This is a genomic window from Catellatospora chokoriensis (assembly GCF_011297315.1).
GTDB lineage: Bacteria > Actinomycetota > Actinomycetes > Mycobacteriales > Micromonosporaceae > Catellatospora > Catellatospora citrea.
Genome location: NZ_JAAOTI010000002.1, coordinates 319,770 through 340,070 on the forward strand (window position 1 = coordinate 319,770; position 20,301 = coordinate 340,070).

Below are 20,301 nucleotides of genomic sequence, written 5' to 3' on the forward strand. Positions count from 1 at the left end.
CCGATGACCCTGATCGCGATCGTCTCCGCCAAGGGCTCCCCGGGGGCCTCCACCGCCGCGCTGGCGTTCACGCTGACCTGGCCGTCGCCGGTGATGCTGGCTGAGTGCGACCCGGCCGGCGGCGACCTGCTGGCCGGCTACCTGGCCCGCTACGAGCTGCCCGCGAACCGCGGCGTGCTGCCGCTGGCCTCGGCGGCGCTGCGCGGCACGGCCGAGGCCGAGCTCGCCGGCAACCTCATCGACCTGGACGCGCCGCGCCAGCAGCGGATGGCGCTGCCCGGCCTCACCGAGCCCGCCCAGAGCGCCACCCTGGACCTGGCCTGGACCAGCCTCGGCGAGTTCTTCGCCCGGATGGCGGCGCAGGTGGTGATCGCCGACTGCGGGCGGCTGTCCGCCGCGCACCCGCCGTGGGCGCTGCTGGCCAAGGCCGACCTGGTGCTGCTGGCGCTGCGGCCGCACTCGCTGCGCACGGTGTCGCCGGCCATGTCGGCGGTCACCGCGATGCGCCGCCAGCTGCCGGCCGGTTTCGTGGAGAACAGCCTCGGCCTGCTGCTCATCGGAGGCGGGATCGGGGGGCGGGAGGTCTCCCGGCACCTGGGCGTGCCCGTGGTGGCGTCGCTGCCCTGGGACACCTCGACCGCGGGCGCGCTGTGCGGTGACGGCCGGGGCCGCCGCCGGGCCCCGCTGATGCGCAGGTCCGCCGCGGCGTACGAGAGCATCACCGCGATGATCGCCGCCCGGCGCATGGACAGCGCGCTGTCCCGGCGCGACACCGAGCCGCTGACGCCGGTGCTGCCGTGACGGCCCCGCGCTTCATCCCGATCCCGCCGGAGGCGACGGCCGTGCCCCGGGTCAACGGCCATGCCCGGGTGCACCCCGCGCAGCCTCCGGGCGCGTTTGCCGCGCCCGCGACGCCGGTGGACTACGCGGTGGTGCGCCAGCTGCAGGGCCGGGTCACCGAGACGCTCACCCGGCTGCTCGCCGACTCGGCCAACGTCACCGCGGTCTACCGGCGGGAGACGGCGGCGCGGATCGGCCGCGAGGTGATCGCGGACTACGCGGTGGCGATGGCGCACGCCGGCCAGCCGGTGAGCCCGGCGTACGAGCAAGCGCTGCTCGACGCGGTGGTGGCCGGCATGTTCGGGGCCGGGCGGCTGCAGCGCCTGCTGGACGACCCGAAGATCACCAACGTGCACATCATCGGCTGCGACCAGGTGCTGCTGCACCACGCCGACGGCAGCCGCAGCCGGGGAGAGCCGGTCGCCGACACCGACGACGAGCTCATCGGCATGCTGCAGGTGCTGGCGATGCGGGTGGCGGCCACCGAGCGCCAGCTGTCGGAGTCCAATCCCGAGCTCGACATGCAGCTGCCCGACGGCTCCCGGATGACGGTGCTGTACAAGGTGTCGCCGCGGCCGATCGTCTACATCCGCAAGCACAGCCTGTTCTCGGCGACGCTGGAGGAGCTGCGCGACCGCTGGGGCATGATCGACCTGCTGCTGTACCGGTTCCTGATCAAGGCGCTGGAGTCCGGCGCCAACATCATGATCGCTGGGCTGGCCGCGTCCGGGAAGACCACCCTGCTGCGCGCGCTCGGCCGCACCATCCCGCCGGGGGAGCCCTACATCACCCTGGAGGAGTCGCGGGAGCTGGGCCTGCACGAGTCCCTGTACCCGTCGGACGAGAACTGGGTGATCAGCCTCGAAGCCCTGCAGGGCCACGGCGAGTACGACAACAACGGCAAGCGCCGCGGCGAGAAGACGCTGCACGACATGATGCCGATCACCCAGCGGCTCGGCGTGCGGCGGGTGATCGTCGGTGAGACGCGCGGCCGTGAGATCGTGCCGATGCTGCGCGCGATGACGGTCAGCCGCGGTGCGATGTGCACCATCCACGCCCGGCAGGCCCGCGAGGTGATGGACTCGATCGTCCAGCTGGCCTGCTCGTACGGCAACGACATCGGCGCGGAGCAGGCGCTGCGCATGGCCGCGCAGGGCATCGACCTGATCGTGTACACGGCGGTGGTCGACGAGCGCGCCATCGGCGGCGGCGAGCACCGCTTCGTCTCACACGTCATCGAGGTCGGCGGCATGCGGGAGGACCGCGTGGTCACCACGACGGTGTTCGGGCCGGGGCCGGACGGCCGGGCGGTGCCGCGGCACCTGCCGGAGCGCATCCGGGACGACCTGATGGACGTCGGCTACGACCCGCGCGAGCTGGTGCCCTACATCGAGGCGGGGCCGCACAACCGGGGCTCCTGGACCAGGGAGATGCACGTCAAGCGGGTGCGGCAATGATCCAGATCCTCGCGGCGCTGTCCGTGCTCACGGCCGGCACCGGCGTCGTGCTGGCGGTGCTCTTCATGATCGGCACACGCCGCCCACCAGGCCCCGCCTCGCCGACCCGGCTGTGGCTGCGCGGGTTCTGGCGCGGGCCGGGACGCACGGCCGTCCAGCGCCGTACGCACCAGGGTGTGCTGATCTTCGCGGTCTGCGCCGGGGCGGCAGCCTGGCTGCTCACCGGTTGGCCGGTGGGCGGGATCATCGTCGCGCTGGCGGTGCCGGGGGTGCCGTGGCTGTTCTCCGCGGCCACCGCCGAGAAGAAGGCGCTGACCCGGCTGGCCGCGCTGGAGGCGTGGACCCGGCGGGTCAGCGACTACGTGCGCAACGGCATCGGTCTGCAGGCCGCCATCGTGGCCACGGCCCGCACCGCCCCGCCGCTGCTCGCGACCGAGGTGCGCACGCTGGCCGCGCGCCTGCAGGCGGGCACCGACCTGGCCACCGCGCTGCGCGCCTTCGCCGACGAACTCGACGACCCCAGCTGCGACGAGGTGGTGGCCCCGCTCATCCTGCAGTCGGCGGACGGCGGCGAGGGCCTGCACCTGGCCCTGCTGGACATCGCCAGCGGGCTGGGCGAGGAGATCGTGGCCCGGGCCACGGTGGACAGCGAACGCTCGTCGGCCCGGTTCACGGTGCGCTTCCTGACCGGGGTGACCGTGGTCATGGTGCTGTTCGGCGCGCTGAACCCCGGCTACGCCGCGCCGTACCGCACCGGCCTGGGCCAGCTGATCCTCGCCCTGCTCGCGGTCATGTACGTGGCGCTGATGATGTGGATCCGCGGCCTGTCGCTGCCGGAGCGCCTGCCACGGCTGCTGCGCTCGGACGCCGGCGCCACGCCTCCGGCGGAGGTGACCTCATGATCGGTGGGAACCTGTGGTTCGCGCTGGGCATCACCGGCGGCGCGGTCGCCGGGTTCGGGGTGTATCTGCTGATCAAGCAGTTCGTGCCGGCCACGCCCGCGCTCGGACCGGCGCTGCGGCGGCTGCATCCGGGCGTGGACCCGCACTACGCTCCGCCGGCCGACCTGCCCGTGGTCACCGGCGACTGGCTGTCGAGGCTGCGGCTGCCCATGGCCGACCTGGCGATCCTCGACAAGACACCGGAGCGGCACGTGACCAGCGTGGTGGTGTCGGGCCTGCTCGGCCTCGCGCTGCCGGTGGTGGTGACGGTGGTGCTGGTCGCGACGGGCCGCTCACTGCCGGTGGTGGTGCCGGTGGCGCTGACCCTGGTGCTGGCACTGGGCACGAGCGCGCTCGCGCACTACGACATGCTGGCCAAGGCGAAGTCCGCGCGGGCCGAGTTCGTCCGGGCCCTGTGCACCTACGCGACGCTGACCGCGCACCAGGTGCGCTCCGGGCACGGCGCGGTCGAGGCGATGGAGCGCTCGGCGCGCATCTGCGACGGCTGGCCGTACGTGCGGCTGCGGACCGCCCTGCTCAGCGCGCAGCTGCAGATGCGCGCGCCCTGGGACGAACTGAAAGGTCTCGCCACGACCATCGGCGTGGTCGAGCTGACCAGCTTCGCTGACATCATGCGCAGCGCCGGCAACGACGGCGCTCAGGTGTACCAGACGCTGCGCGCCCAGGCGGCGTCGCTGCGCGACCAGATCCGGGTGCGTGCCTTGGAAGTGGCCAAGACGCGCACGTCCAAACTCGACATCCCGTCCACGATGATGATCATGATCTTGCTGGTCCTGGTCGGATATCCGCTGATGGTGAGTCTGTTCAACCAACGATGAGGAGTAGGAGCGCCATGTTCACCACGTTATGCGCGGCGATCGAGGTTCGCTTGCGCACCCTGCTGTCGCCGGCCGTCCGCGACCGGGGCGAGGGGCCGGTGCCGCACATCGTGCTGGTCGCCATCATGGGACTCGCCGCGGCCGCCATCGCCTTCGCGGTGTGGGAGATCGCCGTTGACTGGGTAGACCAGGTCCCGACGGAGGCTCCGGATGCCCCGGTCGGCGGCGGAGGCGGCGGAGGCGGCAACTAGTGATCCGGCACCTCATCCGTGACCGGCTCCGGCGACGGAGCCGGTCACGGGCGTGCCCGGATCGCGGCGGCGGCGCCGTCGAGTTCGCCATCATCGCCGCGCCACTGCTGCTGGTGTCCATGATGGTCCTGCAGACGGCCCTGGTCTTCTACGCCCGCTCGATCGCGCTCGCCGCGGCGACCCAGGGCGCCAACGCCGGACGCCAGCAGGGCAGCACCGACGCCACGGCGAGGGCCAACGCCGACGACTTCCTCGGCGTGATCGGGCCGGGTCTGCAGAGCCCCACCGTCACCGTGGCCCGCAACGCGGCCAACACCGAGGTCACCGTGGTCGTCACCGGGCGGGCCGTCAGCCTGATCCCGTTCCTGAACCCGTTCGAGATCTCGCAGCAGGCGCACGGACCGGTGGAGAGGTGGGTGCCGTGAGGACGGCGATGCGGCGCGGGGACCGCGGCTCGGCCGCCATCGAGCTGGCCATCCTCGTGCCCTCGGTGCTGCTGTTCTTCGCCGCCGTCATCGTCGCCGGCCGGTACAGCCTGGCCCGCCAGGCGGGCGAGGCGGCCGCCTACGACGCTGCGCGCACCGCGAGCCTGGCCCGCACCGAGGCCGCCGCCCGCACCGAGGCGCGCACCGCCGCGCTCAACGCCTACCAGGCCGCGGGTCTGACCTGCGACCCGCTGTACGCGCGGCTCGTCGATCCCACCGGTTTCCAGGAGCCGGTGGGCGTGGCCGCCACGGTCACCGTGCTGGTCGTCTGCGAGGTCCGATTCGAGGACATCTCGATGCCGGGCGTGCCGGGCAGCTTCCGGATCGAGTCGACGTTCACCAGCCCGCTCGACACCTACCGGAGCCGCGGATGACCAGGTGGCGCGGTGACGCGGGCAAGGCGACCGTGTTCGTGGCGATCATGGCGATGGCCTGGGTCGCCATGTTCGGGATGGTCGTCGTCGGCGGCGGGCGGCTGCGCGCCTACCAGCGCGCCGACAACGTCGCCGCCGAGGCCGCCCGCAGCGCCGGACAGGCCATCAACCCGGCCCAGGCCATCCAGGGCGACGGCAGGGTCATCGACCAGGCGCTGGCGAGAGCCGCCGCGCTGGCCTACCTGAACAGCGTCGGCGCCACGGGCGACGTCAACGTCGCCGATGACGGCGCCTCGGTCACGGTGATCGCCAGGATCACCTACCAGAACCCCTCCGGCCTGGCCTTCCTCGGCGGGGCGACCTGGACCGCCACCGGCGAAGCCACCGCGACACTCCTCATCGGATAGACCTGCTCGCCGGTCGAGCAGCCACACGAAAGGGCGCAATCATGGCACCAGTCCGGCGTAACCGGCCCCACTGGACGCTGCGCCTGCTCGCCGGCCTGGCAGCGCTGTCCGGGATCGTGGCGATCGTCGCGGGCGTGCCCGTGCTGCTGGTGGAGTTCGCGGGCAACCCGCTGCCCCGGCACCTGCCCTCGCTCGACGAGATCACCACCCTGCTGACCTCCACCGACAACGGCGACCTGTTCCTGCGGGTGCTCACGCTGGCCGGCTGGATCGCCTGGGCGACCTTCACGCTCAGCATCCTGGTGGAACTCGGGGCGCGGATCACCGGCCGCCGCGCGACCCGGCTGCCCGGCCTCGGCCTGCAGCAGCGGGTCGCGGCAGTGCTGGTGGGCGCGCTCATCGCGGTGTTCGCCGGCGCGAGCGTGGCGACCGCGGCGCTGCCCGCCCTGCCCGTGCCCAGTGCCGCCCGGGTGACGGCCACCGTCGCCGCGCCGTACGCCGGGACGCCCATGGCCGCGCAGGCGCTGCCCCGCCCCGCACCCGCCCTGGCGTACGCCGCCCCGGCCCAGGCCGCACCGGTCGCCGCCGCACCCGCGGCCGCGTCGATGGTGCGGCACCAGGCCCCGCCGCCCCGCCAGCGCGTCGAGCGCCCCGTGTACGTGGTGAAGAAGGGCGACTACCTCGGCTGCATCGCGCAGCGCTTCACCGGCGACTTCGACCGCTACCAGCAGCTCGCGGCGCTGAACCCGCAGCTGATCCGCAACCCGAACCATATCGAGCCGGGCTGGCGGATCGTGCTGCCCGCCGACGCGCACGACCGCGGCGCGATCCGCCACGCGACCGGCCGAGTGCTGCTGCCCGCCGTCGAGACACCCGCCCCGCAGCAGCCCGCGACCCCGCCGCCGCCCGCCACCCCGGCACCGGTCGCGCCGTCCACCCCGGCGAGCCCGCCCCCGGCGTCACCCGCGCCGTCCACCGCCACCACACCCGCGGCGACGCCGTCGCCCGCGGCCCCGGCCGCGTCCGCGGTGCCCGCCCCGGCCACCCGGCCGCACGTCACCCCGGTGGACGAGACCGACCCCGGCACCGGCCGCACCAGGGTGCTCGCCGCCGGTGCCGGGCTCGCGCTGGCCGGGGTGCTCGCCGGGCACGTCGTGGTGCGCCGCCGGATCCGCCGCCTGCACCGGATGCGCGTCGGCCGCCGCCGCGGCGTCGGCGGCGTGCGCAGCCCGCTGGGCTACCGGTCGCGGGAGATGCCGCCACGGCACCTCGCCGCCGAGCGCCTCGACGCCGGGCTGCGCCAGCTCACCGCGGGGTTGCGCGGCCGGGCCCAGTGGGAGATGCCGGACATCGCCGCGGCCTGGGAGCACGGCGGCGACCTCGCGATCATCCTCGCCGCCCCGTGCGCGGACGCGCCGGAACCGTTCGACGTGCAGTGGCCCAACACCTGGTCGCTGTCCGCCTCGTCCTGGCTGCCCGACCGCGTCGACACGCCGTCGCTGCTGCCCGGCCTGCTGAAGATCGGCACCTGGCCGCAGGGCGGCGAGCTGTTCGTCGACGGCGAGCGCACCGGCCTGCTGACGCTGCTCGGCGACCCGCAGCGCTGCGACGACCTGCTGCGCTACCTGGTTGCCGAGGCCGCCACGGCGACCTGGGCCGACGGCGCCGCGGTCACCGTCGCGGGGCTGAGCAGCGCCGACATGCGCGCGCTCGGCGCACTCAGCGACCGGGTGCGCACCAGCTCGTCGGTCAGCGACGCCATCGCGCGCATCGGCCGCCGGGCCGCGGCCAACGCCGCCGTGCTGCACGACTCGCAGACCGCGGACATGCCCACCGCCCGCATCAACAACGTCACCGGCGACGCCTGGGGCATCCAGCTGCTGTTCGTCGCCGACCCGTGGGGCGAGCACACCGAGCAGCTCCGCGACCTGGACGCGCTGCTGGCCGACCTGGGCCGGGTCGGCGTCGCCGTGATCGCCACCCACCCCACCGGCACCCGGTGGTCGGCGAGCATCTCCTCCGACGGCGGCGTGCACATGTCCTGGCTCGCCGTCACCGACATCACCGCCTGCGAGCTGACCAGCGCCCGGCTGGCCGCGCACGTGGCGGGGCTGGCCCAGGTGGCCCGGGTGCCGGTGCAGACGGCCAGCGGGCCGCGCCATCGGCTGCGGTGACGGAGAGGTTGTCGACAACCTGGCCGCCCGGTGGACCGGGGTGTCGGCCGGTGGTTAAGGTCTCCACCGGCAAACGCGGCTGCGGCTGCGAGATCATGCGTGCTCAGGGGGGATCGTGTCGGTGGACGACGGCGCCGGACGGCGACTGCGCGTCGGCGGCTGGATCCCCGGTGACCCGCCAGGCGAGCGGACGCCGCCACCCGCGAACCCGGACCTGTCGCCCGAGCGCGGCCGGCCGAGCCCGCCGCCTGCGGACGCCCGGAGCGGCCACGACATGGCCGGGCCGGGACGTGACCTGGGTGGGGCAGGTCCCGAGCGTGGCAGGTCAGGTCACGACTCGTCGGTAACCGGCGGTGACTCGCCTTCCGGCGTACCCGAACGGGCCGACGGGTCGGCCGAGTCCGACGCCGCGAAGGCCGGCCCACCGCCGTCGGCCCGCGGCGGTGACACCGGCGGAGCCCGGCCCGGCCGCCGCCGGATCGCGCCCACCAGCAAGAACCGGCGGCCGCTGGTGCTCGCGACCCTCGGCGGAGCTGTCGCCCTCGTGCTGGCCGTCATCGCCGGTGTGGCCTGGCTGTCGCCCTCCGGCGCTCCGACCGCCGGCGAACCCGGCCTGTTCGCCGCCGGTGAGGGCGCCCGCAGCGCGCCCGCGGCGACCGGTCTCACGACGGACCCGGTGGCGACCCCGTCCGCCAAAGCGTCGCCGTCACCCTCGCCCACCAGCTCCGCCAGCCCGTCGGCGGGCCTGCGCCCCGTCACCTATGAGGCCGAGGCGCGCGGCAACACCCTGCTCGGTCAGGCCGCGGCCGCGTCAGCATGGCCGGCGCGTCCGGTGGCACGGTGGTGCGCAACCTCGGCGACGGAAGCGGCAAGAGGGACGGCGCGCTGCGGCTCAACGGTGTCACCGTGCCCGCTGCCGGCACGTACACGCTGACGGTCCACTATGCCCAGCTCGCGGGACCTCGGGCCCACCAAATGGTGATCACCGTGGCGGGCACGGCGGCGATCACCGTCGCCGTCGACGCGGTGGACGGCTGCTGCGCGAGCCGCGCGGTCAGGGTGAGCCTGCGCAGCGGTGCCAACACGATCACGTTCGACAACCCGGCCGGCCCCGCGCCCGCCGTCGATCGCGTCGTCCTGGGGCCGTAACCCGCTGGCCGAGCCGCGACCAGGCTGGCTACGGTGTCGGCCATGCCGAAGATTCTGGTCGAACGCGCCATGGAACTCATGTGCGCCAACTACGTGTTCCCCGAGCGCGCCGTCCCGGCCGCGGCCGACGTGCGCCGCCGCCTGACCGAGGGGGAGTACGACGGCATGGACGAGGCGGCGCTCGCCGACGCGCTCACCCTGACGCTGGCCGAGCACTGCGCCGACAAACATCTGCGCGTACGCACCCGCGACGCCCGCCTGCACGCCACCGTCGACCCCGCCGAGGCCGACGCGGTGTCCCGGGAGCACCTGCGGGTCACCAACCACGGCATCGCCCGGGTGGAACGCCTCGACGGCAACGTCGGCTGCCTCGACCTGCGCGGCGTCACCGCGGCGGGCCTGGGCGGCCGGGCGATCGCCGCGGCGATGGAGCTGGTCTCGCAGACCGACGCGCTGATCATCGACCTGCGCCACAACCGGGGCGGCTCACCGGACGGCGCGATCTTCTGGACCAGCTACTTCTTCCCCGACGGCGAGACCCACCTCAACAGCATCGAGTCCGGCGCGGGCAGCTCGCTCCGCCAGTACTGGAGCATCGCCTACCTGCCCGGCGAGCGTTACCTCGACCGTCCGGTGTACGTGCTGACCAGCGGGTTCACCTTCTCCGCAGGGGAGGAGCTCTCGTACAACCTGCAGACGCAGGGCCGGGCCACGCTGATCGGCGAGACCACCCGCGGCGGCGCACACCCCACCGACCGCTTCCCGATCACCCCCACCCTGGAGATCACCGTCCCGGTCGCCCGCTCCATCAACCCGGTGACCGGCACCAACTGGGAGGGCACCGGCGTCGCGCCGGACATCGCCGTCCCGGCGGAGCAGGCGCACACGGTGGCATACCGCCTGGCGCTGGAGCACGTCCTGGCCGCCTCGGCATCGCCGGTGGTCCGCGACGAGGCCCGCGACGCACTCGCCGCCCTGGCCTGACCTCGCTCCATCCCTGCGCAGGTGAGGGTGGGCTCGGGTCGTGATGATCGTCGCCGGCGAATCGCGGGAGGGTTCGCCGGAGAGATGGCATGCTGCGTCGCGTGACTGGACATGGGGAGCGGGTCGGTGGGCTGTGGCTCGAGGTCACCGGCGCGGGAGAGCCGGTGGTACTGCTCCACGGGGCCGGTATGGACTCCCGGCTGTGGGACGGCGTCGTGCCGGAGCTGGCCGGTCGGCACACCGTCATTCGGTATGACGCCCGCGGGCTGGGCCGCTCCGACCAGCCGACAGGGCCGTACCTCGACGTAGACGACCTGAGGACGGTGCTGGACCACGTGCGCGTGGACCGGGCGGCGCTGGTCGGCCTGAGCATGGGCGGTGAGACCGCACTCGACTTCGCGCTGGCCGAGCCCGGCCGGGTCGCCTCGCTGGCCCTCGTCGGCACGTCGGTGTCGGGATGGGATTGGCCGCGAACGCCCGAGCTGGCGGCGTACGACCGGGCACGGGGCGACGGCGCCGCTGACCTGTTGGCGACCTTGGAGCTGGAGATCTGGGCGGGGCTCGGCAACGGGCCGCCGGGCGGCGCGCTGATCGAACGCATGGTCGTCGACAACGCCCGGCGGCGCGTCGGTGCTGAGGCGTACGCCCTGTTCCCGGCGGAGGACGCGCTGCCGCGACTCGCCACGATCGCGGTGCCGACGCTGGTGCTGTGGGGCGAGCACGACCACCCGGAGATCGCCGTCATCGCGCGTCGGCTGCTGGTGGAGATGCCGGGCGCGACCGGCGAACCGGTGCCGGACGCCGACCACTACCTGCCCCTGCGCACCCCGGACCACCTGACCGAGCAGCTGTTGCGCCACCTGGCGTAGCCTGGCCCAGGTCGGGGGAGGGTGCCTGTGCGGGCAGATGTGATCATCAAGCTGCGGGCGGCGGGCTGCGTGTTCGCCGAGGACGAGGCCGATCTGCTGATCTCGGTGGCGGCCGGTCCGGACGAGTTGGACGCGATGGTCGCGCGGCGGGTCGCCGGGCTGCCGCTGGAGCACATCGTCGGGTTCGCCGAGTTCTGCGGGCGGCGCATCGCCGTGGACCCGGGCGTGTTCGTGCCCCGTCGGCGCACCGAGCTGCTGGTCGAGGAGGCCGCGCGGCTGCTGCGGCCGGGGGCCGTGGTGCTGGACATGTGCTGCGGGTCGGGCGCGGCGGCGGCCGTGCTCGCCGCGCACGGCGGCATCGAGGTCCACGCCACCGACATCGAGCCCGCCGCGGTGGCCTGCGCCCGGCGCAACCTGGAACCGCTCGGCGGCCACGTCTACGAGGGCGACCTCTACGAGCCGCTGCCGGACTCCCTGCGCGGCCGGGTCGACGTGCTCGTGGTGAACGTGCCGTACGTGCCGACGGACGCGATCGCGCTGATGCCGCCGGAGGCCCGCCTGTACGAGCCCGCGGTCGCCCTGGACGGCGGCCCCGACGGCCTGGACATCGCCCGCCGGGTCCTGTCCGGTGCGGCGGACTGGCTCGCCCAGCAGGGCCACCTGCTGCTGGAGACCAGCGACGAGCAGGCGGACACGGCCTGCGCGGTGTTCACCGCGGCGGGACTGACCCCGCAACTGGCCCGATGCGACGAACGCGGCGCAGTCGTGGTCATCGGGGCTCGTCCAGGAGCCGGCGGAGCTGCGGGTCCAGCGTGAGCCGGGCTCCGGCCAGCGCCTCGTCGAGCTGTGCCGGGGTGCTCACGCCGACGATCGGGGTGATCGCGGGTTGCCCGCCGACGAGCCAGGACAGCACGACCGCATTGCGGGACACGCCGAGCTCCCGGGCGACTTCGGCGAGCGCGGCCAGCCGCCGGGACGTGCCGGGGTGGTCGTAGGACTCGTGCAGGGGCCGGTCGTCGCGGGTGTAGCCGCCGTTGAGCAGGGCCGTGTACGCCCAGAGCGACAGCTCGGGGTCCGTGGCGACGTAGTCGAGGACCTCGTCGGTGACCCAGCCGAAGCGGTGGCCCTGATCGGGCACCGTCGCCCACGGGCGCGGGTGGACGTAGGAGTGGCGGAGCTGCAGCGCGGTGTAGCCGGCGGTCGCGCTCACGGCGGCGATGCGGCGCGCGCGCTCGACACGCCATACCGGATGGTTCGACGCGCCCAGCCGCCCGACGAGGCCGTCGTGGACCAGCCGGCCGAGGGCGGCCACGGTCTCGGCCGGCGGCACGGACCGGTCTTCCATGTGCGCCCAGTACACGTCGACGTGCTCGGTGCCCAGCCGCTTGAGGCTGCCCCGCACGGCCTCGCCGATCGCGGCCGCGGACAGGCCCTGCCTGCTCGCCGGCCAGTCGCCGGGGATCGTCGGCTCCGCGCCGACCTTGGTGCTCAGCGTGATCCGGTCGCGTATGCCGGGCCGGGCGGCCAGCCAGCGCCCGATCACCGCTTCGCTCTGGCCGCCGTACCCGCTCGGGTCGGCCCAGAACGAGTAGCAGTCGGCCGTGTCGATGATCGTGCCACCGCCGTCGACGAACCCGTCGAGCAGTGCGAACGATGCCTTGTCGTCCAGCCGGGTGCCGAAGTGCATGGCGCCCAGCGCGAGGTTCAGCTCGGTCATGGCGCCGATGGTGGCACCTGGAGCGCACTCCAGGTCAACACCATGGGCGCGGACCGTCCGGAGTGATCGCGAGCTCGGCACTTGCGCGGCGCGGGTACCGTTGCCGCGTGCCGATCACCGCTGCCTCCCGCTGGGCCCTGACCCTGTGGGCGGCCGTGCTGTGCACCGGCGCGGCGGTGGATCAGCCGAGCCTCGCCGGCATGCTGGCCGGTGCGGCGGCCCTGCTGCTCGTCACCGCCCTGGCCGTGGCCGCCGTGCACGGCATCGGCCGTGGCCCGTCCGGCCGGGCCGCCCTCGACCTCGCGCTGCGCGAGCTGTCCCGGCGCACCGGCGTGCTGCGCCAGCGTGACCCCGACGCGGCGGGACGGCCCCGCCCCCGAGCACCCGGATTCACCCCTCTGCCCTGCTGACCCGGCATTGCCCGGGTCACGGGCGTCACGGTCCGAGTCCATGCCCGCCGGTCGACCGACGTCCCGGCCGGGCAGCCGTACCCGCAGAGGGGTTCTTCTTCCATGTTCGATTCGCTGTTCCATGCCGCCCACACCGCCGTCATCCACCTGTCCACCGTGCTCGCGCCCGTCGGCGGCACGGCCGCGGCCGTCGTCGCGGTGACGATGCTGGTCCGCCTGCTGGTGCACCCGCTGACCCGGGCCGCCGTGCGCGGGGAGCGGGCGCGTGCCGCGCTCGCGCCGCAGCTGGCCGCCCTGCGCAAGAAGCACGGCAAGGACACCGCCGCCCTCGCCCAGGCCATGACGGACCTGCACCGCGAGGCGGGTGTGTCGCCGCTGGCCGGGTTCGCGCCGATGCTGCTCCAGGCGCCGGTCTTCATCGTGCTCTACCAGCTGTTCGCCAGCGCGACCGTGGCCGGTCAGGCCAACGTGCTGCTCGACAGCACGCTGTTCGGGGTGCCGCTGAGCGCGCATCTGCTCGCCCCGGCGGCCGCGTGGCTGCCGCATCTGGCCGTGTTCGGCGGTGTGGTGGCGGTGCTGACCGCACTGGCGTGGGCATCGTCACAGCGGGCCGTGCGGCTGGCGGCGCTGCAGGAGACGCCGCCGACGGGCCTGCTGGCGGCGCTGCCGCGGGTGCTGCCGTACGCCATCTTGGTCAGTGCCGTGGTGTTGCCGCTGGCAGCGGTGCTCTACCTGGCGACCTCGACCGCGTGGACGGTTGCCGAGAACGCGCTGCTGCGGCGCGGCTACCCGGCCCGGGCCGCGAGCGGGCTGCCGGCCTCGGGCGGTGCGGTGGCGTGACTTCGGTCGGACAGCCGATCGCGATCATCGGGGGGCGTGGGTAGCGTCCTGGCGTGACCAAGCATCGGCTCAACGAGGACGACGCGACCACGATCATGCCCAGGTTGAGCCTGCCGGCGACCGTCGAGGAGCTCGCGGCGCAGGAGCGGGAGCCCGAGGCGAGGCGGTCCCGGCGGCCGGTCGTGATCGTCGCGGCGGTCACGGCCGTGCTCACCACCGCGGCGACGGGCTGGGCGCTGGCCCGACCCGCGGACCAGCCGGTGTCGCCGCCGGCCGCGCTGGCCACCGCGGGATCACGCGGGTTCGTCGACGGGTTCGGCGAGGTCAGCGCGTCGGCGGAGGCGCCGTCGCGGTCGTGGCCGCGCAGCCCTTCGGCACGGCCCTCGACGCCGCCGTCGACGCCTCCGTCGCCGTCGGCCGCGCCCGCCTCGCCGGGCCAGCCGCTGGCCGCTTCGGAGCTGGTGGCCGGCAGCCAGCGGTCGCTGCGGGCGGCCGAGCGGCCCGACCGGTTCGTGCGGCAGAGCGGCGGCCTCGCCTCGCTGGTCACCGTCACGCTGAGCAGCCCCGGCGGGGTGCGGCAGGCGGCCACGTTCACGGTGGCGAAGGGGCTGGCCGACGCGAACTGCTTCTCGTTCGTGGGCGTCGACGGCGGCTACCTGCGCCATTACGACTGGCGCATCCGCCACGACAAGAACGACGGGTCCGCGCTGTTCCGGGCCGATGCGACGTTCTGCGTCCGGCCGGGTCCCCAGCCCAACACGGTCTACCTGGAGTCCCACAACTACCGCGGCTACTTCATCCATCTGCGCGGTGACGAGCTGTGGATCGACCAGTGGCGCGACCGGGACAGCTTCAAGCGCGAGAGCGCCTTCACGGTCACCACGCCCTGGGGCTGACCTGCAATTTGCATGTTCCGCGGCCATCCGTAGGTAGGCGCGGTTACTTGCGTATGGCTACGTAGCGCTCTACGGATTGTCGCCACAGGGGCCGCTCGGCGATCGTTGAGGGCATGGGTGGACCACCTGGGAACCGCCGAGCGACTCCCCAGCGGCACGTGACTTCGTCTCCGTGTCGCTGGGTGGATTCGCACCCCCGTCGGGGGTTCCCGAACGGTTTGGGGTAACGGCCGGTCACCGCCGGTCGGAACCAGTGCGCTCGCTGAGCGGTGTGGCAGGGAGATGCGTCGTCATCCAGAGCTGACGGCGTACGACCCTGAGGTGGGGGAGCGGCCGATCGTCGCTCCCTCACCACCAGCACGAACGACAGGCTCGATCCACCGTCGTCCGGCCAGTGCCAGGGCCGCCGACGGGGCCTGGGGAGGAGGTGGCCTCCGGCGCCGGCAACGGCTCCGGGGGCCGCTCACGTTCTGACCCGGCTCAGGAACAGGTGACGGTCAGCGCGCGGTCAACCCGGCAGGTCCAGTTCCACCCCGGCCAGCTCGGCTCGGGAGTGGACGCCCAGTTTGTGCAGCGAGCGGGCCACGTGCTGCTCGACGGTGCGCGGCGACAGGAAGAGCATCTGGGCGATCTCGCGGTTGGTGCGCCCCTGCGCGGCCAGCCGGGCCACCTCTCGTTCCCGGGGGGTGAGGCCGCCGCCGTAGCCCGGCCGCCCGCCCCGCGCCACCACCCCGTGCTCGCGCAGCGTGTGCTGGCAGCGGGCCGCGTCCCAGCCCGCACCCAGCGCGGTGAACGCGGCGCCCGCCGCGGCCAGCGTGGCCAGCGCGTCCGCGTCGCCCGGTCGCAGGGCCAGTTCGCTGCGGGCCCGGCCCTCCTCGGCCTGCGCCGCTTCGTACGGGCGCGGCTGCGCGGCGAAGCCCTTGGCCGCTCCGGCGAAGTGGGCCACCGCCTCGGCGTGGCGGTCCTCGGCGGCGAGCAGGTGCCCTCGGCACAGCTCCAGGGACGCTTCGGCCAGCGGCGACTCCAGGCCGCGCATGCCTTCGGCGAACTCCTCGGCCAGGTCGCGCGCCTCCCCGGTCAGCCCGGCCTGGCCGAGCACGTGCACCGCGTACGGGGCCAGTTCGGCCGCCCAGTTCCAGATGGCCTTCGCGCGCACCCGGGCCACCGCCCGGCGGGTCTCGGCGACGGCCTCGTCGAGCTGCCCGCGGGCGGCCAGCACCCGGATGTGGGCCCCGGAGGCCGCGGCGACCACCGGCACCGTGCTCGTGTGCGGGGCGGCGACGCCCGCGGCGGCCAGGGAGGACTCCGCGGTGTCCCAGTCGCCGCGGGCCATCGCCAGCTGCCCGGTCACCAGATGCCCCTCGACCGTGGTGGTGGGCCCGTCCGGCCCGGTGAACTCGGCGGCCCGGTCGGCCAGGCCGGGCCACCGGCCCATCGCCCAGTCCAGGCGCAGCATGGTGCACCGGGCGGTGGTGCTGGTGACCGACGCGCCGACCTGGTCGGCGAGCTCGGTGGCCTGGCGCAGGAAGTCCTCCGCGGCGCGGTGGCGGCCCAGCAGGATCGTCGCGTCGGCCAGGTTCTGCAGGCCGCGGGCGACCTGCTGGCGCACGGCCAGGTTCGAGCCACCCTCGGTGGTCAGCCGCTGCGCCACCGTCCACGCGGCCGGGTCGCCGCAGTTCATCAGGAGGGTGGCCCGGTTGGCGAGCACCGCCATCTTGATCGCGTCGTCGTCGCAGGCGGCGGCGGCCTCCTCGGCGCGTTCCAGCCAGCCCAGGTCACGGCTGAACGAGGAGAAGTGCAGCACCGGCCACGACAGCACGGCCATGGCGCGGGCCGCCAGCGCCGGCCGCTCGTGCAGCTCGTCGACGGCCTGTTCCACCTCGGCAGCGCCCTCGACGTACTCACCGGCCTGGTTCATCAGCACCAGGCCCAGCTTGAGCCGCAGCTCCCCACGGGCGGCGACGGGCAGCCGGTCGTCGGCGATGATGCGCCGCAGCAGAGCGACGGTCTGGTCCGAGCGGCGGCCGACCTCGGCGGTCTGCGCCAGCCGGATGGTCAGCCGGGTGCGCACGTTGCGCGGCACGGTCTGGTCGGCCAGCACCTCCTCCAGGGTGGCGATCGCGGACTCGTTGTCGCCGTCGGCGATGTAGCGCTCGGCCGCCGCCTCGGCGTGGCGCATCCAGGCCTTGTGCTGGCCCGAGCGGCGGTGGTGGTGGGCGAGCCGGGCCAGTTGCGGGGCCGCGTTGCCGTGCGCGAGGGCGATCGCGGCGCGGCTGTGCAGCTCGCGCCGCCACGGGCCGGGCATCACCTCGTACACGGCGCGGGCGGCCAGCGGGATCCGGTAGCCGTAGCGGCCGTCCTCGGCCTCGGCGAGCACCGCCCCGGCCAGCACCTCGACGAGGGCGTCGCGGCCCTCCCCGGCGTCCATCCCGGACACCTCGGCCAGCAGTTCCTCGGCGACGGGCTCGTCGAGCACGGCGGCGGCCTCGGCGATGCGCCGCCCGGCCGTGGACAGCGCGGCGACGCGGGCGTTGGTCAGCTCACGCAGCCGCGCGGGCGGGGCGAACCGGCCGAAGCCGTTGCCGTCGCTCTCCTCCCCGGGCGCGCGCAGCTGCTCGAGCACGTCCTCGATGACGCGGGGCACGCCGCCGGTGACCGCGGTGAGCCGGGCGGTGAAGTCGGCCGGGGGGTCCTGCCGCCGGACCTGGCGGACCAGGCGGCGCACGTCGTCGGCCTGCAGCGGGTGGACCCGCACGGTGGCCGAGCGCATCTGCGGCGCGTACGCGGCGGCGACGCCGAGCGGCAGCCCCGGCACCGCCAGCTCCTCGGGCCGGTACGACAGCACCAGGCAGACCTCCGGCAGCGGTGCGGACAGCAGCAGCGACAGCAGGTCACGTGAATCGGGGTCGATCCACTGCAGATCCTCGACCACCAGCGTGACCCGGCCCAGCGAGCCGAGCAGCGCGCCGATCGCCCGCAGCATCCGGTGCCGGTCCTCGGCGGGGTCGGCCAGACCCGGCAGGCCCGGCGGCATCCGGTCGGCGAGTTCGGGCAGCAGCGGGCGCAGCACGCCCAGCAGGGGGTTCAACGTGGACGCCGGGGCCAGGTGCGGCTCGGCGGACAGCAGCAACCCGGTCGCGGCGGCCAGCGGCAGCGGCGGCCGGATGGGCGGGCAGGCGGCGGCGAGCACCGTCCCGGCGGCCTGCCGCCGCCACTCGTTGATCAGCCTGGTCTTGCCGCTGCCCGCTTCGCCCGCGACGAACAGCACCGCGGGCGGCTGCGCCACAGCGTGCAGGAAGCGTTGCAGAGTCTCGTTGCGCCCGACGAACACGCGGTCTGTCTGCACGCCCGTATCTTCGCCGTTGTCGGGCATCGACGCCAAGTCATCCCGCGCCGTGAACGGAACCCGACTGCCGGGGCGGCTTCGTGCGGGCGGCCGACGTCCGGTCGGCCGAACCGCCCCCGGGCGGCCGTGGGTAGTGTGGCGGCGCGAGACGGAGGAGGGCGGATGGGCCGGGTCATCGTCATCGGGGACGTCGGCGGCTTCCCGGATCAGCTCCGCGCGGCGCTGGTCGCGGCCGGGGCGCGGAAGAAGGACCTGCGGCTGCCCGCCGAGCTGACCGTGATCCAGGTCGGGGATCTGGTCGACCGCGGCCCGGACAGCTCCGGCGTGCTGCGCATCGTGGCCGGCCGCCTCGACGACCAGCCGGACCAGTGGATCCAGCTGCTGGGCAACCACGAGTCGCAGTACCTGCCCGGCGGCGACCAGTTCTTCCCGCAGCGGTTGTCCAAAGCCGACGCCCGGCTGCTGCGCTCCTGGTGGGACGACGGCAGGCTGCGCGTGGCGACGGCGGTGCGCACCGCGGACGACGACGACTACCTGCTCAGCCATGCCGGGCTGACGGTGGCGTGCTGGCAGGAGCTGGGCGAGCCGGTGACCGCCGCGGCCGCCGCCCGGCTGCTCGACGAGCGCCCCGAGCCGTTGCTGTGGCGCGGTTTCTACACCGACGCCGACGGCAAGTCCGGGCCGCTGTGGGCCGAGGCCGGTTCCGAGCTGTACGGCGAATGGCTCGATTTCCATGCCACCGGGGGCTTCGTGCCGTTCGGGCAGATCCACGGGCACTCGCAGATCGTGGGCTTCCGCGACCGCAGCTGGCGCGTCACCGGCCGGATCCGGCAGCGGGCCACCGTCGACTGGGCGGCCCGGCACGTCCGGCTGCGCGCGGGCGGCCGGGTGTTCATCGGCGTCGACCCCAAGCACGGCCGCAGCGGCGCGCCCTCGTGGCGGCCGCTGGAACTCGACGGCGCGACGGTGCTCTTCTCCGGTCACCAGCCGAGCGGCATGGAGCAGCCGGCCCCGCCGCCACGACCGGACGATGCGGTGACCGCAGGCGCCTCGGCCGCAGCGGGCTCCGTGCTGTCGACGACCCGTGAGCGAACGTCCGGAGATGCCGAAGTGACGGTGACGCGCGGTGTGGATCGGCCTTACGACCTCGTGCTGTTCGGCGCGACCGGGTTCACCGGCGGGCTGACGGCCGACTACCTGGCGCGGCATGCGCCGGACGGGTGCCGGTGGGCACTCGCCGGGCGCGATCAGGCCCGGCTCGCGGCGGTGCGGGACCGGCTGGCGTCAGCCGTGCCCGGCTGCGCCGAACTGCCTCTGCTGTACGCCGACAGCGCCGACCCGGCGTCGCTCGACGCGCTGGCCGCCGCGGCCCGGGTGGTGATCAGCACGGTGGGCCCGTACGTGCTGCACGGCGAGCCGCTGGTGGCCGCGTGTGCGGCGGCCGGCACCGACTACGTGGACCTGACCGGCGAGCCCGAGTTCATCGACGACATGTACGTGCGCCACCACGCCGCCGCGGTGACCAGCGGGGCCCGCCTGGTCCACGCGTGCGGGTTCGACTCGGTGCCGCACGACCTCGGGGTGTGCCTGACCGTCGGCCGGCTGCCGGCCGACGGACCGATCCGGGTCGACGGCCACGTGCGGGCGCACGGCTCGGTCTCCGGCGGCACGCTCGCCTCGGCGCTGCTGGCGTTCTCGCGGCGGCGTCGGACCGCCCACGTCGCCCGCGAGCGCCGCGCGCTCGATCCCCGCCCGGCGGACCGGCGCGTCCGGACCCCGCTCGGCGGCCTGCGCCGGGTGCGCCCGGAGAGCGGGCTCAAGGGCTGGGCGGTGCCGCTGCCGACGGTCGATCCGCAGATCGTGGGCCGGTCCGCGGCGGCGCTGGCGCGCTACGGCCCGGACTTCGCCTACACCCACAGCGCGGTGGTGCGCCGGCTGCCGGTCGCGCTGGCCGCGCTCGCCGGTGCGGCGGTGCTGTTCGTGCTGGCCCAATGCGGTCCGGTGCGGCGGTGGCTGATGCGGCGGCTGCCCGGGGGGCAGGGCCCGAGCCCGCAGCAGCGGGAGCGGAACTGGTTCAGCGTCCGGTTCGTCGGCGAGGGCGGCGGGCAGCGGGTGGTCGCCGAGGTGGCGGGCGGCGACCCCGGCTACGGCGAGACCGCGAAGATGCTCGCCGAGGCGGCGCTGTGCCTGGCCTTCGATCCGTTGCCGCAGACGTCGGGCCAGGTCACCACCGCTGTGGCGATGGGTGACGCGCTGACGGCCCGGCTCGTCGCGGCGGGTCTGCGGTTCGAGGTCGAAGCGAGCTGAACACGCGGGGGCGGC

General features: G+C 74.6%; 20 protein-coding genes and 1 pseudogene. 19 read left to right on the forward strand and 2 right to left on the reverse strand.

From position 1 onward, the window contains the following. Nucleotides 1-3 precede the first annotated feature (3 nt). From HAV39_RS04025 to HAV39_RS04090, 14 genes are all read left to right on the forward strand, one after another. Nucleotides 4-801, forward strand: a complete 798-nt coding sequence (locus tag HAV39_RS04025; protein ID WP_191837787.1) for a CpaE/TadZ family protein — start codon at nt 4-6, stop codon at nt 799-801. Beyond that, the gene (locus HAV39_RS04030) at nt 798-2,297 is read left to right on the forward strand and encodes a TadA family conjugal transfer-associated ATPase (RefSeq protein ID WP_191837788.1); all 1,500 of its coding nucleotides are present in this window, start codon (nt 798-800) and stop codon (nt 2,295-2,297) included. Before HAV39_RS04025 ends, HAV39_RS04030 begins: the two co-directional genes overlap by 4 nt. Then, entirely contained in the window at nt 2,294-3,199 is a 906-nt protein-coding gene (locus HAV39_RS04035; RefSeq protein ID WP_191837789.1) for a type II secretion system F family protein, read from the forward strand. Before HAV39_RS04030 ends, HAV39_RS04035 begins: the two co-directional genes overlap by 4 nt. Continuing rightward, on the forward strand, nt 3,196-4,077 hold the full coding sequence (locus tag HAV39_RS04040) for a type II secretion system F family protein (protein ID WP_191837790.1): 882 nt from the start codon (nt 3,196-3,198) through the stop codon (nt 4,075-4,077). The genes HAV39_RS04035 and HAV39_RS04040 overlap by 4 nt, the downstream gene beginning before the upstream one ends. A 14-nt stretch (nt 4,078-4,091) precedes the next feature. Next, nucleotides 4,092-4,328 carry a hypothetical protein gene (locus HAV39_RS04045; protein ID WP_191837791.1) on the forward strand — a complete coding sequence of 79 codons (237 nt, stop codon included), beginning with the start codon at nt 4,092-4,094 and terminating at the stop codon, nt 4,326-4,328. Further along, entirely contained in the window at nt 4,328-4,753 is a 426-nt protein-coding gene (locus HAV39_RS04050) for a TadE/TadG family type IV pilus assembly protein (RefSeq protein ID WP_191837792.1), read from the forward strand. Before HAV39_RS04045 ends, HAV39_RS04050 begins: the two co-directional genes overlap by 1 nt. After that, on the forward strand, nt 4,750-5,187 hold the full coding sequence (locus HAV39_RS04055; protein ID WP_239120353.1) for a TadE family protein: 438 nt from the start codon (nt 4,750-4,752) through the stop codon (nt 5,185-5,187). The genes HAV39_RS04050 and HAV39_RS04055 overlap by 4 nt, the downstream gene beginning before the upstream one ends. Then, nucleotides 5,184-5,594, forward strand: coding sequence for a hypothetical protein (locus HAV39_RS04060; RefSeq protein ID WP_191837793.1), 411 nt, complete (start codon nt 5,184-5,186; stop codon nt 5,592-5,594). The genes HAV39_RS04055 and HAV39_RS04060 overlap by 4 nt, the downstream gene beginning before the upstream one ends. A gap of 41 nt (nt 5,595-5,635) precedes the next feature. Continuing rightward, on the forward strand, nt 5,636-7,768 hold the full coding sequence (locus HAV39_RS04065; RefSeq protein WP_191837794.1) for a LysM peptidoglycan-binding domain-containing protein: 2,133 nt from the start codon (nt 5,636-5,638) through the stop codon (nt 7,766-7,768). Nucleotides 7,769-7,883: 115 nt separating this feature from the next. Then, on the forward strand, nt 7,884-8,702 hold the full coding sequence (locus tag HAV39_RS04070) for a hypothetical protein (RefSeq protein WP_191837795.1): 819 nt from the start codon (nt 7,884-7,886) through the stop codon (nt 8,700-8,702). Then, entirely contained in the window at nt 8,585-8,917 is a 333-nt protein-coding gene (locus HAV39_RS04075; protein ID WP_373311646.1) for a CBM35 domain-containing protein, read from the forward strand. The genes HAV39_RS04070 and HAV39_RS04075 overlap by 118 nt, the downstream gene beginning before the upstream one ends. A gap of 24 nt (nt 8,918-8,941) precedes the next feature. After that, a complete protein-coding gene (locus HAV39_RS04080) occupies nt 8,942-9,901 on the forward strand; it encodes a S41 family peptidase (RefSeq protein ID WP_275413910.1) in 960 nt (319 codons plus the stop codon). Nucleotides 9,902-10,002: 101 nt separating this feature from the next. After that, on the forward strand, nt 10,003-10,770 hold the full coding sequence (locus HAV39_RS04085; RefSeq protein WP_191837798.1) for an alpha/beta fold hydrolase: 768 nt from the start codon (nt 10,003-10,005) through the stop codon (nt 10,768-10,770). A gap of 27 nt (nt 10,771-10,797) precedes the next feature. Next, a complete protein-coding gene (locus tag HAV39_RS04090; protein ID WP_191837799.1) occupies nt 10,798-11,586 on the forward strand; it encodes a putative protein N(5)-glutamine methyltransferase in 789 nt (262 codons plus the stop codon). Here HAV39_RS04090 and HAV39_RS04095 read toward each other — a convergent pair. Then, nucleotides 11,540-12,487, reverse strand: a complete 948-nt coding sequence (locus HAV39_RS04095) for an aldo/keto reductase (RefSeq protein WP_191837800.1) — start codon at nt 12,485-12,487, stop codon at nt 11,540-11,542. The genes HAV39_RS04090 and HAV39_RS04095 overlap by 47 nt on opposite strands. A 107-nt stretch (nt 12,488-12,594) precedes the next feature. Between HAV39_RS04095 and HAV39_RS04100 the strand changes: the two genes are divergently transcribed. The 3 genes from HAV39_RS04100 to HAV39_RS04110 all read left to right on the forward strand — a co-directional run bounded on the left by HAV39_RS04100 (nt 12,595) and on the right by HAV39_RS04110 (nt 14,633). Further along, nucleotides 12,595-12,897, forward strand: a complete 303-nt coding sequence (locus HAV39_RS04100) for a DUF6412 domain-containing protein (protein WP_239120351.1) — start codon at nt 12,595-12,597, stop codon at nt 12,895-12,897. Between the two features lie 102 nt (nt 12,898-12,999). Beyond that, the gene (locus HAV39_RS04105) at nt 13,000-13,737 is read left to right on the forward strand and encodes a YidC/Oxa1 family membrane protein insertase (protein WP_191837801.1); all 738 of its coding nucleotides are present in this window, start codon (nt 13,000-13,002) and stop codon (nt 13,735-13,737) included. A 53-nt stretch (nt 13,738-13,790) separates the two neighbouring features. Then, a complete protein-coding gene (locus HAV39_RS04110) occupies nt 13,791-14,633 on the forward strand; it encodes an AbfB domain-containing protein (RefSeq protein ID WP_191837802.1) in 843 nt (280 codons plus the stop codon). A 508-nt stretch (nt 14,634-15,141) separates the two neighbouring features. Here the strand turns inward: HAV39_RS04110 and HAV39_RS04115 are convergent. After that, a complete protein-coding gene (locus HAV39_RS04115) occupies nt 15,142-17,979 on the reverse strand; it encodes an ATP-binding protein (protein WP_191837803.1) in 2,838 nt (945 codons plus the stop codon). A 162-nt stretch (nt 17,980-18,141) separates the two neighbouring features. Between HAV39_RS04115 and HAV39_RS42520 the strand changes: the two are divergent. Both HAV39_RS42520 and HAV39_RS42150 read left to right on the forward strand, forming a co-directional pair. Further along, nucleotides 18,142-18,534: pseudogene (locus HAV39_RS42520) on the forward strand (metallophosphoesterase); the annotation flags it as partial. A 573-nt stretch (nt 18,535-19,107) separates the two neighbouring features. Beyond that, nucleotides 19,108-20,286: a saccharopine dehydrogenase family protein gene (locus HAV39_RS42150; RefSeq protein ID WP_239120377.1), complete on the forward strand. Its 1,179-nt coding sequence runs from the start codon at nt 19,108-19,110 to the stop codon at nt 20,284-20,286. Nucleotides 20,287-20,301 lie beyond the last annotated feature (15 nt).

Coding starts and splice junctions, on each gene's coding strand:
- HAV39_RS04025 (WP_191837787.1), top strand. CDS start 4: ATGACCCTGATCGCGATCGTCTCCGCCAAGGGCTCCCCGGGGGCCTCC.
- HAV39_RS04040 (WP_191837790.1), top strand. CDS start 3,196: ATGATCGGTGGGAACCTGTGGTTCGCGCTGGGCATCACCGGCGGCGCG.
- HAV39_RS04060 (WP_191837793.1), top strand. CDS start 5,184: ATGACCAGGTGGCGCGGTGACGCGGGCAAGGCGACCGTGTTCGTGGCG.
- HAV39_RS04045 (WP_191837791.1), top strand. CDS start 4,092: ATGTTCACCACGTTATGCGCGGCGATCGAGGTTCGCTTGCGCACCCTG.
- HAV39_RS04095 (WP_191837800.1), bottom strand. CDS start 12,487: ATGACCGAGCTGAACCTCGCGCTGGGCGCCATGCACTTCGGCACCCGG.
- HAV39_RS04075 (WP_373311646.1), top strand. CDS start 8,585: ATGGCCGGCGCGTCCGGTGGCACGGTGGTGCGCAACCTCGGCGACGGA.
- HAV39_RS04105 (WP_191837801.1), top strand. CDS start 13,000: ATGTTCGATTCGCTGTTCCATGCCGCCCACACCGCCGTCATCCACCTG.
- HAV39_RS04065 (WP_191837794.1), top strand. CDS start 5,636: ATGGCACCAGTCCGGCGTAACCGGCCCCACTGGACGCTGCGCCTGCTC.
- HAV39_RS04035 (WP_191837789.1), top strand. CDS start 2,294: ATGATCCAGATCCTCGCGGCGCTGTCCGTGCTCACGGCCGGCACCGGC.